Origin of the sequence: Pseudoalteromonas sp. P1-9, from assembly GCF_001399975.1 — a bacterium.
Classification (GTDB): domain Bacteria; phylum Pseudomonadota; class Gammaproteobacteria; order Enterobacterales; family Alteromonadaceae; genus Pseudoalteromonas.
Genome location: NZ_LKBD01000017.1, coordinates 35,304 through 49,467, shown reverse-complemented (window position 1 = coordinate 49,467; position 14,164 = coordinate 35,304). Strand labels below are relative to the sequence as shown.

Sequence of the window (14,164 nt, the reverse complement as noted above, 5' to 3'; positions counted from 1 at the left end):
GTTAGCCGTAAAAACCACACTTTTTAAAGTGGTACTATTTTTGATCTTTGATAATGTATTTAACGGCTTACTATGCTATAGTTGCGGCCGTTTTCGCGCAGATACAGAATAATAATGTTAGATAAATTATTAGATGGTATTGATATACTTGGACTCTATTTCGGCTTAGCCGGAATATTCTTTTTAATCGGTATGGCAATCCAAGACGTTTTAAAAAAAGGTGACGTTCCTAAATTTGGGCGTTACGTCGTTTGGTTAGTGCTGTTTTTAGGCTGTTCTGGGTTTATTGCGAAAGGGCTTATTCAGGTATTTTGGCAAGGTGCTGGAGTTGGATAATGGCCAAAGCGGAATCTGACAGAACGACCCGAGACTTATTTGAACACGATAAGCGACCGGGGCGTCCAAAAACCAACCCCTTACCACGAGAATTACAGCTTAAAATCAATAAGCGTAATCAGCTTAAACGTGATAAAGCACGTGGTTTAAAACGCGTCGAATTCAAGGTGTCTTCAGAGCTATATCAAGCATTAAATGATATGGCTGAAGAGCAGAACGTGAGTCGAAGCGCATTAATAGAAATTATATTACAAGAGAAATTAGCGACAAAAAGGTAATAAACTATGGCAAGCGTAGGCATTTTTTTTGGTAGTGATACAGGTAATACAGAGCACGTCGCCAAGCTAATTCAAAAAGAGCTAGGTAAGAAAATGGTGGATGTTCATGACATCGCTAAAAGCTCAAAAGAGGACATTGCTGAATTTGATTTAATTTTATTTGGTATCCCGACTTGGTATTACGGCGAAGCGCAATGCGATTGGGATGATTTCTTCCCTGAACTGGAAGAAATTAGCTTCGACGGTAAGCTAGTTGCTATTTTTGGCTGCGGCGACCAAGAAGATTACGCCGAGTACTTCCTTGACGCTATGGGCATGATTAACGATATCGTTACTGAACGTGGCGCTATTGTTGTTGGCCATTGGTCGACTGAAGGTTATGAATTTGAAGCGTCAAAAGCATTAGTTGATGATAACCACTTTGTTGGTTTAGGTATTGATGAAGACCGTCAGCCTGAACTAACAGAAAAGCGCATTAAGGATTGGTGTGCTCAAGTGTATGATGAAATGTGCTTGGCAGAATTAGAAGATTAATTTACATTAGGCTATATCTAGTATAGCCTTACTAAAACGTCGTGCAAATATAGACAAAACAATAGAAAAACGAGACCAAGTTGATGACTGATCACAATTTAGAGCTAAAAAAAGCAGGTTTAAAAGTAACACTGCCGCGAATCAAAATCTTAGAGATTTTACAGTCGCCAGATAATCAACATATCAGCGCTGAAGATGTATATAAAATCTTATTAGATAAAGGCGAAGAAATTGGTCTTGCCACTGTTTACCGTGTTCTTAACCAATTTGATGATGCAGGTATTGTTACCCGTCACCACTTTGAAGGCGGCAAATCAGTATTTGAACTAGCTGGCAGCACACACCATGATCACTTGGTATGCTTAAAGTGCGGTAAAGTAGTTGAATTCGAAGACGACGTGATTGAAACGCGTCAAGAAGAGATTGCTAAAGACAACGGCATCAAGCTAACAAACCACTCGCTTTACCTTTACGGTGAGTGTGAAGATAAAGAAGCATGTAAAAAATATGCGGACGATAACAGCTAATTGTTAAGTCGATGATTTAAAAGCGCCAATTGGCGCTTTTTTTGTTTGTATCATGTTATCTTTAGAATGCTAGTTAACCTTAACTCGGGTTAAGAAGTTAACTAAATATTTGAAATATATGAGTTATGTTATTTCATGCCTTCTAGCTTGATAGTTTGTCTTAGTACAAGGCAAATTTGTGCGTCAATAGCGAGCCTATTGCAAACAAATCTAACGCAGTAATAAGTAAAAGTAGCTGCTAGAAAGTAATTTATTATCCCGAGATCAGGTTGTTTACCAACCAATAGGCACTTTCTTTGATCAATTGACCACTAAGATGCTCTGCTACTTAAGTGAATTTGTATTATTAATAACCCGCTCCAATGAGAATTGCACCCACGCCCCACCCTCTGTTTGGTTTTGAAGTTTAAGTGCCGCACCATGATTTTCAATAATTACGCGTGACAACATTAAGCCAATACCGTTACCGCCGCTTTTTGTTGTATAAAACGCAGTGCCGGCGTCTTCCAAATTTGAAAAACCAGGGCCAGTATCAGTGACGTCAATTATAATGTCAGTTTGGTTAGCACTAAGTTTTAATGAAACATCTGGTGATGGGCTAGATGCTTCACGTGCATTATTAATCAAATGGCAGAGCACTTGCTTTATCTGACTAATATCGAAAAAGCCAAACAAATTTTGCTCATATTGAATTTTAATGTCTGGATAAATTGCCGTTAACTGTTTGCATAACGCGTCACAGCTTTCAATATTTTTGTTAGCCGCTGGTAATTTTGCCAATGACACATAGTTATCCATAAACGACTTTAAGTAATTCGCACGTTCATTAATTAATGTTAAACCCGTTGCAAAACTGTCCCTGTCAATGTCATTTGCGAGCCGTTTATTTAGGCTGCGTGCTACTGTGCCTATTGGCGCCAGTGTATTATTAATCTCGTGGCTTAGGATACGAACAAACTTTTTAAGCGCGTCTTTTTCTTGTTGATATAAAATGGAATCCAATTGCTTTAATACTAACAAAACGTAATTCTGATCACCGATACGACAGTGCGACTGCTCAATTAAAAATGCATGCTGTTTGCCATCAATTGTTAAGGCCACTTTTCCTTGTTGTTGATTGGCTAGTAATGCCTTGTACCAAGCCCAAATATTACTTTGATTACTTGCATCGAATGTTTGCGCCGCGTATTGATTTCTAAATATGCAGCTACGTTCGTTAAACACCAAGAGTGCAAAATCAACCTTCTCAATAATCTGCGCTAACAAATCTTGTTGCTCGGCAACTAACCGCTGGTCTCGTTGCATTTTAGTTGCAAGGGCATTTAAGTGCTCAACGGTAGAACTTAGCGCGCTATCTTGTGCCTCATTTGCTCTAATCGCATATTCACCTTGGCGTAACGAGATCAATAATGTGTCGATTAAATTAATGGTATTGCGTTTAGCTATCGCATCGCGATAGGTCTCGATTAAAAACCATAATGCTGAGGTTAGATTTACCAATAAAATAAGCGCTAACGGGTAACTATGAGTGATCAGTAAGCCATTGACGAGTATCAATAACAGCAAGCTTGTCAGCCAGCGCCCCGAAAACGCGTTAAACCGCATCATACTTAGACATTTTGCGATACCAAGCACTGCGCGACATACCTAAACTTTTGGCCGCTTTTGATGCATTGCCATTGAAGTGTTCGAGTCGCGACAATAATGCTTGTTCTATGACTTCATCGATACTGAGCGTCATATCAATGGAGTGTTGTACATTAGGTTTATTATTACTTGTTGTTGAACTTAACATTAAATCTTGAGCAGTTATTTGCTGTCCATTCGCCATAAATATAACGCGCTCAATAATATGTTTCAGCTCCCTAACATTACCCGGAAAACTATAGTTAAGCAGTGCCTGTTTGGCGCACTGTGTTAGTGACAAAGCAGGCTTATCGTATTGCTTGCAGAATGACGTTAAAAATTGGTTTGCTAGCGGTAGAATATCGTCTTTGCAAGATCTTAACGGTGGGATTTCAATTTCAACTGTGTTTAAACGGTAATATAAATCTTGGCGAAATAGCTCGTTTGCAATTGCTTCAGATAGATCCGCATTGGTTGCAGAAATAATACGCGCTTTATTTTCTAACACCTTGCTGCTACCGAGGGCCGTGTACTTTCGCTCTTCAAGCACATGCAATAACTTTGCTTGTGATTGCGCAGACAAATTAGCAATTTCATCTAAAAACAAGGTGCCATTTTCAGCTAAAGTAAACGCTCCTAAACGGTCTTGGCTTGCGCCAGTAAACGCCCCTTTTTTATGACCAAACACTTCGGAGTTAAATAATTCATCGCTCAGCGCCCCCATATTGAGTGCGATAAAGCTTGCCCTTGAGCGCGTCGAATTCTGATGAATAAACTGCGCGTAATAGCTTTTCCCCGTGCCGTTTTCACCCGTTAGCAGTATATTCATATCGCTTTTTGCTAAGTTTTCGAGTTGACTCAAAACTTGCTGCTTTTGTTTGCTATATGCGTGTAGTGCGGATTGGTGTGCAATTGTACGTTGTTTTTCTTGGGTTAAACGCGCTAAATCTTGTTTGTCACGTCGCGTGTTTAGCTGAAGTTTAATTGCATGGGCTAAGCGCTCGTCTTGCCATGGTTTCTCGATGAAATCGGCAGCCCCTGTGGTTAACGCTTTGACGGCTAAATCAAGCGTTGCCCAGCCCGTCATTACAACCACGGGCAAAAGTGGGTCTAATTCTTTCAGCGCTTCAATTGCACCTAAGCCTTCAGCGCCACTTGTTGTATTTTGACTAAAATTCATATCAAGTAGCACTAAATCGACACTGTTTTTCGCAACATAATCAAGCGCTGTATCAGGTGAAAGTACACAGTGACAAAGATACCCTTCGTCTTCTAAAAAGAACTTAAGACTCGCTTGAATATCAAGCGAGTCGTCGACAACTAAAATTGTTTTCAAGAAACCTTAATCCATTCTTAAACTTGTTGCAGGCTGCTGTTTAATAACGTGCCTTACTGGTACATATAATGCGAGACAAACCGCTGCAAGTACCACAACTACAGTCAATGCACCTGCCTCTAACATAATGTTAATTGGCACATTTCCTCTTAAAAAGCTTTCTGCAAGATAACATAGAATGCCAAACACTAACAACGACGTACCAATTCCATACAAAATATGCGTAATATTCTTTTTAATAAATAACCGCATAATTTGACTATCTTTAGCACCAATCGCGCGGCGAATGCCTATCTCATAACGAGATTTGTTGATATTACTAATACCCATCGCATAAATACCGATTAGTGATAGCGTTAGAGCGAAACCACCTACAATTAAAAATACATAAATAATCGCTGCAAATGAATTGATCATGGATGTGTGGTTATCGTAATGGTCGAACATGTAATACATCGTTAAATCATGAGATAACTGCATCTTAACGCGATAGAAGTCCTCCAACGCCTCATTTGCCGTGTTATCGGTTAGTAATCGAATATTTACACTGTCATCCATAAAATGGGTTTGGCGTAAACTAAAGTAAAGTTCATGGCGCGAGTCACCTGATACACCACTAATTTCATCTTTTGCAACGCCGATAATCTCAACACTTGGCCACATTGCGTCTTGCAACATAAGTTGCGACCCGAGTACATTTTTTTTAGCAAATAGAGCGTTAGCAAGTGACTCACTAATGATTGCAACAGGTTTTGATTCACTGTTGTCATTGCTATTGAAATTTCGCCCAGTTAACAACTCACGCTCAAACAAATGTGACTCTGCACTGATACTAATAAATTGATCATTATAAATATCACCATTTGGGTACAGTACGTCAGCATCTATATGTGAATCAAACAACACCGCATCAATAATATTGTCTTGTTTTGAAAGCCCCACGGCTAAACTATTTATTAGTGTTAATTGCTCGTCGTTGGTTAGCTCATCATTATTATCAAAGTCTAAATAAACTGAGTAAACGCCTTTTTCTCGCTCGCCATCGATATTCGTTGCAATTGAATACATCACATAGCCAACAGTACTTGCAATCATTAGCAAAAAGCTCACCAATGATACTTGCACGCATAATAAACGTCGCGACATCAATGTGGTTTCTTTACCTGTCGCGCCTCGGGTGCCATCGCGAAGTACATTGCTAATATTAAACTTAGCCGATCTATATGCAGGTAGTAACACGGCAAATGTAAAAATAATGGCTAATAGTAAAAGCGAGACTAAAACTGTTTGCATATTTAAATGCCAATACCACCAATACGGCATTTTTCCGCCAAACATCACATTCATGTAAAAATTCAGTATTTCTAACCCTAACGATGTAAAGATCAAGGTAAATATCCAGCTAACAATGCAATATATTAAACCTTCGGTGACATGCTGCTGGATCACACGCTTTTGTGTTGCGCCTATTGCAGCGCGAATAGCAGACTCCTTTTGCTTTTCCATAATTTTCGCAAACAGTAAGTTGCCAATATTAACGCCTGAAATAAACAGCACAATCACAATACCAAACACAAATAAACCAAATACGAATACGGCTTCGCCATCGGTATTGAGCTCAACCAAGGTAAGCGACTCAATACGCACTCCCTGCCCGGTTTGTTTATTACTGTCACTAACTTTTTCTTTAATTGCATTGTAAAAATAATGAGCGAGTTTCGTTTCGAAGGTGCGTTCAAATTCAGCATTTGGTAACTTATAAAGAATATCGATACCATCATCAGGCTTCATGTTCGCCTGCTTTAATGGCAGCCAAACCTTTGAAAAAATGGGAAAATGATTACGCTTTTCCATTACGCCAACAATTGTATGCGGTTTACCTGCCACGTTTAATTGTTTACCGAGTACAGCGGTATCGCCCTGAAATAGTTGCTGCCATACGATATGTGAAATAACCACTACATCTGGCGAATTATTGGTGTAATCGACTTTTTTAAAGCCTCGCCCAAGCACCGGCTCTTGTCCCAAAAACGTAAAAAATGACGGATCAACATAGGATGCTCGGAAATGCTTACCATAATGTTGCGTGCTTAACCATAAACTGCTGCGCTTGATGGTGATCCAGCTATCAAGGGATTCGACCTCATCCAGTTGTTTAAATCCATCTAACATCGAATAAGTAAATTCTCGTTGCGATGATAACGAATTCCATACCTTTAAGATGCGAATATCTTCTTTGTTATGATTAAAACTTGAGTGCGAAAACGCGATGGTATGAATAAAGTTAAAGCCAATTAATGAAATGGTTAAACTGCCTACCATAATAAATATCATTAACAGTGAAAAACGCAGTGATTTAACAATATTGCGTAGCGCATAGCGAAAGTCTAATAACAGCCCCATAATTTACACCTCTAGCGCAACAGAAGGATTAGTGTTAGAGGTTTGCTGCTTATCACGTACAATTGCACCGTCTAACATGTTCAATGTACGACTGGCATAAAGCGTTGACTCTACATCGTGGGTTACCATGCAGATTGTTTTACCTGACAGGTGTAAATCTTTTAATAATTGCAGCACTTGTTGTGCGTTTTTCGAATCTAAGTTACCGGTTGGTTCATCAGCTAAAATTAGATCAGGCTCGTTAATGAGCGCACGAGCAACGGCAACGCGCTGCTGTTGACCACCCGATAATTGAGAAGGAAAGTGATTAATGCGATTTTCAAGGTCAACTAACATCAACGCCTTACGCGCTTTTTCAATCATTTCTGGTTCAGAGTAGCCACCGATATATGTCAGTGGCAGCATCACATTTTCAAGTACATTTAAGTCACTTATAAGGTTAAATGCCTGAAAAATAAAACCAATATGATTTGCCCGAACGTGTGCTCGCTGATCAGAGCTTAAGTTAACGGCTTGTTTGCCGCTAATGGTATAATCCCCAGCTGTTGGCTCATCAATCAGCCCTAACACTGAGAGTAAAGTCGATTTACCGCAACCAGAAGGCCCAGTGATGGCGACAAACTCCCCTTGATTGACTACGAGATTGATACCGTTAAGTGCCTGAGTTGCGATTTCATCGGTTTTAAATAACTTTTCGATGTTTTTTAACGTGATAACTGGGTTCATTGTAATTTCCTTCTAGCGTACAAGCACTTGCGTGTCGTTGGTGTATTTTTCCATATCGGAAATAATAATTTCTTGGTCGATTGTTAGCCCTGCAACAACCTCTATATAATTCACTGAGCGTTTGCCAAATTTAACCGGTTGTTTGGTTGCAAGATGCTTTTCCAACACAAATACGTTGTTTGTACTCTCGGCAATAGCGTTACGCGGTAGCGCTACATACAAGGTGTGTGATTTGAAGCTGGTATTAATAATGCCTTCGATATTGAGTTTATCGCGCGCCTCGGGGGGGATCGCATCAGTTATTGCAAGTTCAACCTCCACATGGCCGTTGTTCACCTTTGGCGATACACGAGTAACTTGTGCACCTAAACGTGAAGTATAGGTATCGATTGTAGCCTGTTGACCAACTTTTACGTTAGGCGCATCTAGCTCAGCTACGTTTATTTTGGCAATCAATTTAGTTTGATCAGCAACTTCAGCAACCGAACCAGTACTCGCCAGCTGTGTACCCAGTTCTACGAACACATCTTGGATTTGCCCAGTGATTGGCGACATCACATCTAACTGTGAAATATGTTGGCTAAGCAAACTAATTTCAGACTTTAAGCTTTGCTGCTCTGCATGTTGCGCATTTTGTTTTGCGGCGAGTATTTCTTTTTGTGTCGCTACTTTAGCTTTTTGTAACGCAAGTTGTTTTAAACTGCGCTTAACGTTGAACTCGCTACGCTGATGCTCTAGTTTAGAAATTGTACTATTGCCTTGTGCTATTAAGGTTGCCTGTGCTTGCCACTCCATTGTATTAGCTTTGTGCGCAAGGTCAGCATCATGGTAGGCGGTTTCAGCTTCTTGAAGGTAAGCTTTTTGCTGCGCCAGCTCTGCTTTATGTTGAGCTGTCATTTTAAGTAAAAGGCTTTGCTTTTGAATGAGTGTTTCATTGATTTGTGGGTTTTCTAAGCGCGCAATAATGTCGCCACGTTCTACATATTCACCCGGCTTAACCAACACCTCAACAACCTTGCCACCTGCATTTGTCGTTATCAAATGGCGTTTTTCAAGTGCTAGACTACCAAGCCCTTTCACATCTATCGCAAAATCGCCCTGTTTTACTTTTGCGACTAGAATTTCGTCTCGTTCAACTAAATTTGAGGCGCCTTGCGTATAGTGGCGAATAAACATAACAGCGCTTAGTAGCAAACTCGCCACGATTACGTATATAAATGTTTTTTTAAGCTTATGTGGGTTGTTCTCAATTTTTATGTCCATACAGCATAATCCGATAATTGCATTACATGGTTTATAACAATTATCAGGCCAATTTTATTTTAATTATTTTTCATAGACTTACACGTTTCACATTAGAATATACCCAAAGAACTGTGCCACTTTCGATACAGTTATTATTTTGATAGTGTGCCGGTAACGAAACACTATTATTCGCCGTATTAGTAGGGCTAATCAACAGGCATAAAAAAACCGGCATATCGCCGGCTTCGTGTAAATAATAATTATTAAAGAAAAAATTCTGACATTGATTTAACAGCTGAGCAACTATCAAAATTAGAGTAAAGAGTTTCGCTATCTTTCATAATCATACTTTGCGTTGAACCCTCTCCTAATAAGTCAAACATAGTAAAGTATTTATAAGCAAGTTGAGGATCAAGCATTAACATTAGTTCTATATCTTTTGACAATCCCTTTGGATAATTATCAATCTTTTGCTTTTCTAAGTCTTCCAAACTCTCTTTATCACCACGACTGGAAAAGATCTCGTATTGTATTGAATTTCCAACCATTTTAGAAATTGATGTCGTCGCTCTTAGCTGTATATCATTACTGGCTTTTATGCAAATATCGGAACCGATAACATCGTCACTCTTGTCTTTACACCATTTAGTTAGGTATCTAAAAGTGTATGGTTGGCTTGCTGCATGCCCTATTCCAGCAATAACACCTAAATTGAAACTTAAGCCTAACTCTGCTTCTAATGCTTCAGCGTAAAATACGATTTGCTCGCCATATCTTTCATTGTAAAAATTAGCTTGCAATAATTCTTGAAGGCTTTCAATCACCTTAGCTTCGTTATTATGTTTACTGAAATAAATTGCAGACTGTAACCAAATAGCACCGTTTTGAAAATCAAGTTGTATTGCCTTTTCTATTGCTTCTTCACTACAGAGCTCACTATCCGTATGACTGCAATATTTAATAAAATTCAGCGCGATTATCGGATGTTGCGCGCCTGACGCTAATGCTGAATTTAAACGCTCTATTCGTTCTTCTGAAGAATTAGCTATGGAAAATACACTGTAAATTAGTTGGCTAGTTTCATCACTCAAATTACCTGCTGAATTTACAAACTTATTAATGCTTTTATCTAGGCCTTCACCACCCCATGCTAAAAAGTCAGGAATACAGGCAAAAATACCATACTGCTCATCATTTTTTGCAATTTCAGAAATGACATTTTCTTTTCTTATTGCGGATATGCGACCGAGCTCAACCAGTGCATCTATTGATTTACTAAGCTCGGGGGCTTTTGATTGTACTGAATCGATATTAATTGATTCTTTTTCTTGTGATAAGAAAATAATGACTAAAATTAAAAGTAAAACGAATCCATAAAAGAGTTTTTTCATTGTCGTACATCCATGACATTTTAATCATATTGCTGTTATGAAATATAAAAAAACCGGCATATCGCCGGTTTTTAATACTATTAACTGTTATGCAGTAATAACTTCTAAGCCGCCCATGTATGGACGAAGTACTTCAGGTACCACTACCGACCCATCTGCTTGCTGGTAGTTCTCTAGAATCGCTACAAGTGTACGACCAACCGCTAAACCAGAACCATTTAGCGTGTGCAGTAACTCAGGCTTTTTCTCACCTTGACGACGGAAACGTGCTTGCATACGGCGTGCTTGGAAATCTTGCATATTTGAGCAGCTTGAAATTTCACGGTAGGTGTCTTGCGCCGGTAGCCATACTTCTAAGTCGTATGTTTTGCTTGCGCCAAAGCCCATATCACCAGTACATAAAATTACTTTACGGTACGGCAATTCAAGCGCCTGTAAAATACCTTCGGCGTGGTTAGTCAGATCTTCTAACGCTTGCATTGAGTCTTCAGGTTTCACAAGCTGTACTAATTCAACTTTATCGAATTGGTGCTGACGAATAAGACCACGAGTGTCACGACCATAACTCCCTGCTTCACTGCGGAAACACGGTGTATGAGCTGTCATTTTTAGTGGTAATTCTGATTCATCAAAAATAACGTCGCGGCCAAGGTTTGTAAGTGGTACTTCTGCCGTTGGAATTAGGCTAAACCCTTCATTGTGCTCGCTGATTGCTTCTGTGTGGAATAAATCTTCCGCGAACTTAGGTAACTGACCTGTGCCGTATAAGCTGTCTTTGTTTACTAAATACGGTACATACATTTCGGTGTAACCGTTTGTATCAGTGTGCGTATCTAGCATAAATTGCACAAGGGCACGGTGCATACGTGCTACTTTACCGCGCATTACAGTAAAGCGTGCGCCTGAAAGTTTAACACCCGCTTCAAAGTCTAAGCCTTTTGCTAAACCTTCACCTAAATCAACGTGATCTTTTACTTCGAAGTCATATTGTTTTGGTTCGCCCCATTTAACAACTTCAACGTTATCGTCTTCGTCGTTACCAAATGGCACTTCGCTATCAGGTAAGTTAGGGATCGTTGCAGCAATGGCATTTAATTCAGCAAGGATTTCGTCTTGTTCTTTTTTAGCCGCATCAAGCTCATCACCTAATGAACCCACAGCAGCTAATAGTGGTGCGATGTCTTCGCCTTTTGCTTTTGCTTGACCAATTGCTTTGGAGCGTGTGTTACGCTCATTTTGTAATTCTTGTGTTTTAACTTGTAGCGCTTTACGCTTTTCTTCAAGCGCTTGAATTTCTGCTACGTTTAATTCAAAACCTCGGCCCTTTAGGCGCTCTGCGGCTTCTTCGATATCCTGACGTAAAAATCGTGGGTCTAACATTCTTTTTTAACCTTTTTGCATTGCTAGCTGCATACCTAAATAGGCAACAAAAACACAACCAATTACATTTAAAAATACATTGAGTGTTGCTTTCAACCAGTGCCCTTGCTGTAACAGCAATAGCGTATCTATCGAGAAGGTTGAAAACGTTGTTAACGCCCCTAAAAAACCAATTCCGATAAGTGATTTGGTCGGGTTAACAACTATTAATTCTTTTTCTAGTAGGCCGTATAAAACGCCTAACATTAATGAACCGAGAATATTAACTGTCAAGGTAGCAAAAGGGAATCCCTTTCCCAAAAGTTTTATCATTGATTCACTAATAAAATAACGAAGACACGCTCCTGTCGCGCCACCAAGTGCAACGTAAAAATAGAGTTTAATCCCTGTCATAACGTTTCCTAGTGGCTAAATTGTCTTGCTCGGTTAAATAATCGAGCTTTGCTTTTATTTTTTGCTCAAGACCACGCTCTGTTGGTTGATAGTATTTTCTATTTGCGATTTCTTCCGGCAGATATTTCTCGCCGGCAGCATAAGCACCTGGCTCGTCATGGGCATAGCGATACTCTGCACCATAGCCTAGATCTTTCATTAAATTGGTTGGCGCATTACGAAGGTGATGCGGCACTTCAAAACTTGGCTCATTTGCAATATCTTGTTTTGCTTGCTTAAACGCTGTGTAAACCGCATTACTCTTTGGTGCGCTGGCTAAATAAATCGCGGCTTGGGCAAGCGCCCTTTCACCTTCTGTTGGTCCTACACGATGATAAATATCCCATGCATTAAGCGCTACTTGCATCGCTCGAGGGTCGGCGTTACCAATATCTTCTGTTGCAATCGCTAATAATCGTCTACCAATGTAAAGCGGGTCACCGCCACCTGCCAAAATACGGCAAAGCCAATAAAGCGCACCATCTGGACTAGAGCCACGAACTGACTTATGAAACGCTGATATAAGATCGTAAAATAAATCGCCGCCTTTATCGTATTTTGCAATATGTGCAGGCAGAACATTCGCCAATACATATTCGCTAACAATCAGTTTATCATTTTGTTGATCGGCCATATCAATGGCTTGCTCAAGTAAATTAAGCGTGCGTCTAGCGTCGCCATCTCCTGCGAGTGCCAGTTTTTCAATCGCAGCATTATCAATTTCGATATATTTTTGCTGTAGCTGCTCATCGCTATTAAGCGCGCTGTGTATGGCTTGTATTAAGTCTTGCTGTTCGAGCGCTTTTAATTGATAAACGCGTGCACGCGATAAAATTGCATTATTAAGTGAAAACGAAGGATTCTCCGTTGTGGCGCCAATAAAGATAAAAGTACCATCTTCAATGTGCGGTAAAAACGCATCTTGCTGCGATTTATTAAAGCGATGCACTTCGTCAATAAATAACAGTGTACGCTGCCCTTGCATTGCTAAATGATCTTTTGCCGATGCGACGCTTTCTCGTATTTCTTTCACGCCTGAGGTAACCGCTGATAAGCGAATTACATTTGCATCTGCATGATATGCGATGACTTCAGCTAACGTTGTTTTACCAACGCCAGGCGGTCCCCATAAAATTAAACTATGGCAGCGACCGGCTAAAATAGCGTTATAAAGCGGCGAACCTTCGCTAAGCAGATGTTTTTGCCCTATGTATTGGCTTAAATTAGTTGGCCGCATGCGTGCTGCAAGTGGCCTAATTTCTGGGGCAAATGAAAAGCTTAAATTACTCACCTTGACTTTGGTCGTCCACTAATACGTCTGCTGGAATGGTGAATTGAAAATACGCATCATCAATGGTTTGATTAACTTGCTGTTTTGAGAACACATAAACAGATGTTTGACCTGTGTTATCAAACACAGTCATAGAACGTAATGCATCTGCATCAAATTTAAGCTCTAAGCGTTCTACTTGGCTTTGACCTTGATTGGTCGGAGTAATCACAAACGCATTATCTGCGTGCGTTACTGCGTAATTTTGCCATAAGCTTTCATCCGCAGATGTTAACAACGCAAACGGCGTATTATCGATTAGTTTTTTGCTATCTAAAATAGTAACTTGTTCAGCAAATTCATCGTAATAATAGGTTTTAGTGCCATCTGAAACCAGAACCGTTTCATCTGGTGATGTTTGCTTCCAATAAAGCTTTTCTGGGCGCTTAATTTTTAATAAACCCGTACCTTGCATAATTTCGCTACCCGTATTGTCGATTACGGTTTGAGAAAAATCTGCCTGTAAATTGTTTAGCTGTGTTAAACGCGTTTTTAATTCACTTTGCGCTTTGCTGTCTACGACATGTTGCGTTGTTTCTGTTTGCGCGTGCACTGCTGTTACACTTGCCGTGCTCATCGCTAATACGCTCGCAACAATTAATGTGATTTTTTTTGTCATC

The 14,164-nt window shown here is 39.8% G+C and carries 14 protein-coding genes; 4 read left to right on the top strand and 10 right to left on the bottom strand.

Going from position 1 to position 14,164, the window contains the following annotated elements; translation table 11 throughout:
• The first annotated feature begins 114 nt into the window (after window positions 1-114).
• The 4 genes from AN214_RS11970 (at window position 115) to fur (ending at window position 1,675) form a co-directional block, all read left to right on the top strand.
• Window positions 115-336 carry a DUF2788 domain-containing protein gene (locus AN214_RS11970; RefSeq protein ID WP_010560163.1) on the top strand — a complete coding sequence of 74 codons (222 nt, stop codon included), beginning with the start codon at window positions 115-117 and terminating at the stop codon, window positions 334-336.
• Window positions 336-614: a LexA regulated protein gene (gene ybfE, locus AN214_RS11965; protein ID WP_010560164.1), complete on the top strand. Its 279-nt coding sequence runs from the start codon at window positions 336-338 to the stop codon at window positions 612-614. The genes AN214_RS11970 and ybfE overlap by 1 nt, the downstream gene beginning before the upstream one ends.
• Window positions 615-620: 6 nt before the next feature.
• Window positions 621-1,148 (top strand): flavodoxin FldA, encoded by a 528-nt coding sequence (gene fldA / locus AN214_RS11960; RefSeq protein ID WP_010560165.1) that lies wholly within the window; start codon window positions 621-623, stop codon window positions 1,146-1,148.
• A gap of 83 nt (window positions 1,149-1,231) precedes the next feature.
• Complete coding sequence (gene fur, locus AN214_RS11955) at window positions 1,232-1,675, top strand: ferric iron uptake transcriptional regulator (protein ID WP_010560166.1); 444 nt, start codon at window positions 1,232-1,234, stop codon at window positions 1,673-1,675.
• A 324-nt stretch (window positions 1,676-1,999) separates the two neighbouring features.
• Here fur and AN214_RS11950 read toward each other — a convergent pair whose 3' ends face one another.
• The 10 genes from AN214_RS11950 to lolA form a co-directional block, all read right to left on the bottom strand.
• Window positions 2,000-3,283 (bottom strand): PAS domain-containing sensor histidine kinase, encoded by a 1,284-nt coding sequence (locus tag AN214_RS11950; protein ID WP_235576746.1) that lies wholly within the window; start codon window positions 3,281-3,283, stop codon window positions 2,000-2,002.
• Window positions 3,270-4,637 carry a sigma-54 dependent transcriptional regulator gene (locus AN214_RS11945; protein WP_054979936.1) on the bottom strand — a complete coding sequence of 456 codons (1,368 nt, stop codon included), beginning with the start codon at window positions 4,635-4,637 and terminating at the stop codon, window positions 3,270-3,272. The genes AN214_RS11950 and AN214_RS11945 overlap by 14 nt, the downstream gene beginning before the upstream one ends.
• Window positions 4,638-4,643: 6 nt before the next feature.
• Window positions 4,644-7,040, bottom strand: coding sequence for an ABC transporter permease (locus tag AN214_RS11940; RefSeq protein ID WP_054979935.1), 2,397 nt, complete (start codon window positions 7,038-7,040; stop codon window positions 4,644-4,646).
• 3 nt (window positions 7,041-7,043) lie between these two features.
• Window positions 7,044-7,766, bottom strand: a complete 723-nt coding sequence (locus AN214_RS11935) for an ABC transporter ATP-binding protein (RefSeq protein WP_054979934.1) — start codon at window positions 7,764-7,766, stop codon at window positions 7,044-7,046.
• A gap of 12 nt (window positions 7,767-7,778) precedes the next feature.
• Window positions 7,779-9,029 (bottom strand): efflux RND transporter periplasmic adaptor subunit, encoded by a 1,251-nt coding sequence (locus AN214_RS11930; protein ID WP_054979933.1) that lies wholly within the window; start codon window positions 9,027-9,029, stop codon window positions 7,779-7,781.
• A gap of 245 nt (window positions 9,030-9,274) precedes the next feature.
• The gene (locus AN214_RS11925; RefSeq protein ID WP_054979932.1) at window positions 9,275-10,402 is read right to left on the bottom strand and encodes a hypothetical protein; all 1,128 of its coding nucleotides are present in this window, start codon (window positions 10,400-10,402) and stop codon (window positions 9,275-9,277) included.
• A gap of 87 nt (window positions 10,403-10,489) precedes the next feature.
• The gene (gene serS, locus AN214_RS11920; protein ID WP_054979931.1) at window positions 10,490-11,782 is read right to left on the bottom strand and encodes a serine--tRNA ligase; all 1,293 of its coding nucleotides are present in this window, start codon (window positions 11,780-11,782) and stop codon (window positions 10,490-10,492) included.
• A gap of 6 nt (window positions 11,783-11,788) precedes the next feature.
• Window positions 11,789-12,175: a fluoride efflux transporter CrcB gene (crcB, locus tag AN214_RS11915; protein WP_010560173.1), complete on the bottom strand. Its 387-nt coding sequence runs from the start codon at window positions 12,173-12,175 to the stop codon at window positions 11,789-11,791.
• On the bottom strand, window positions 12,162-13,505 hold the full coding sequence (locus AN214_RS11910) for a replication-associated recombination protein A (RefSeq protein WP_054979930.1): 1,344 nt from the start codon (window positions 13,503-13,505) through the stop codon (window positions 12,162-12,164). The genes crcB and AN214_RS11910 overlap by 14 nt, the downstream gene beginning before the upstream one ends.
• Window positions 13,498-14,163, bottom strand: coding sequence for an outer membrane lipoprotein chaperone LolA (lolA, locus tag AN214_RS11905; RefSeq protein ID WP_054979929.1), 666 nt, complete (start codon window positions 14,161-14,163; stop codon window positions 13,498-13,500). Before lolA ends, AN214_RS11910 begins: the two co-directional genes overlap by 8 nt.
• Window position 14,164 lies beyond the last annotated feature (1 nt).

Coding starts and splice junctions, on each gene's coding strand:
- fur (WP_010560166.1), top strand. CDS start 1,232: ATGACTGATCACAATTTAGAGCTAAAAAAAGCAGGTTTAAAAGTAACA.
- AN214_RS11950 (WP_235576746.1), bottom strand. CDS start 3,283: ATGATGCGGTTTAACGCGTTTTCGGGGCGCTGGCTGACAAGCTTGCTG.
- AN214_RS11930 (WP_054979933.1), bottom strand. CDS start 9,029: ATGGACATAAAAATTGAGAACAACCCACATAAGCTTAAAAAAACATTT.
- AN214_RS11970 (WP_010560163.1), top strand. CDS start 115: ATGTTAGATAAATTATTAGATGGTATTGATATACTTGGACTCTATTTC.
- lolA (WP_054979929.1), bottom strand. CDS start 14,163: ATGACAAAAAAAATCACATTAATTGTTGCGAGCGTATTAGCGATGAGC.
- AN214_RS11940 (WP_054979935.1), bottom strand. CDS start 7,040: ATGGGGCTGTTATTAGACTTTCGCTATGCGCTACGCAATATTGTTAAA.
- fldA (WP_010560165.1), top strand. CDS start 621: ATGGCAAGCGTAGGCATTTTTTTTGGTAGTGATACAGGTAATACAGAG.
- AN214_RS11935 (WP_054979934.1), bottom strand. CDS start 7,766: ATGAACCCAGTTATCACGTTAAAAAACATCGAAAAGTTATTTAAAACC.
- ybfE (WP_010560164.1), top strand. CDS start 336: ATGGCCAAAGCGGAATCTGACAGAACGACCCGAGACTTATTTGAACAC.
- crcB (WP_010560173.1), bottom strand. CDS start 12,175: ATGACAGGGATTAAACTCTATTTTTACGTTGCACTTGGTGGCGCGACA.
- AN214_RS11925 (WP_054979932.1), bottom strand. CDS start 10,402: ATGAAAAAACTCTTTTATGGATTCGTTTTACTTTTAATTTTAGTCATT.
- serS (WP_054979931.1), bottom strand. CDS start 11,782: ATGTTAGACCCACGATTTTTACGTCAGGATATCGAAGAAGCCGCAGAG.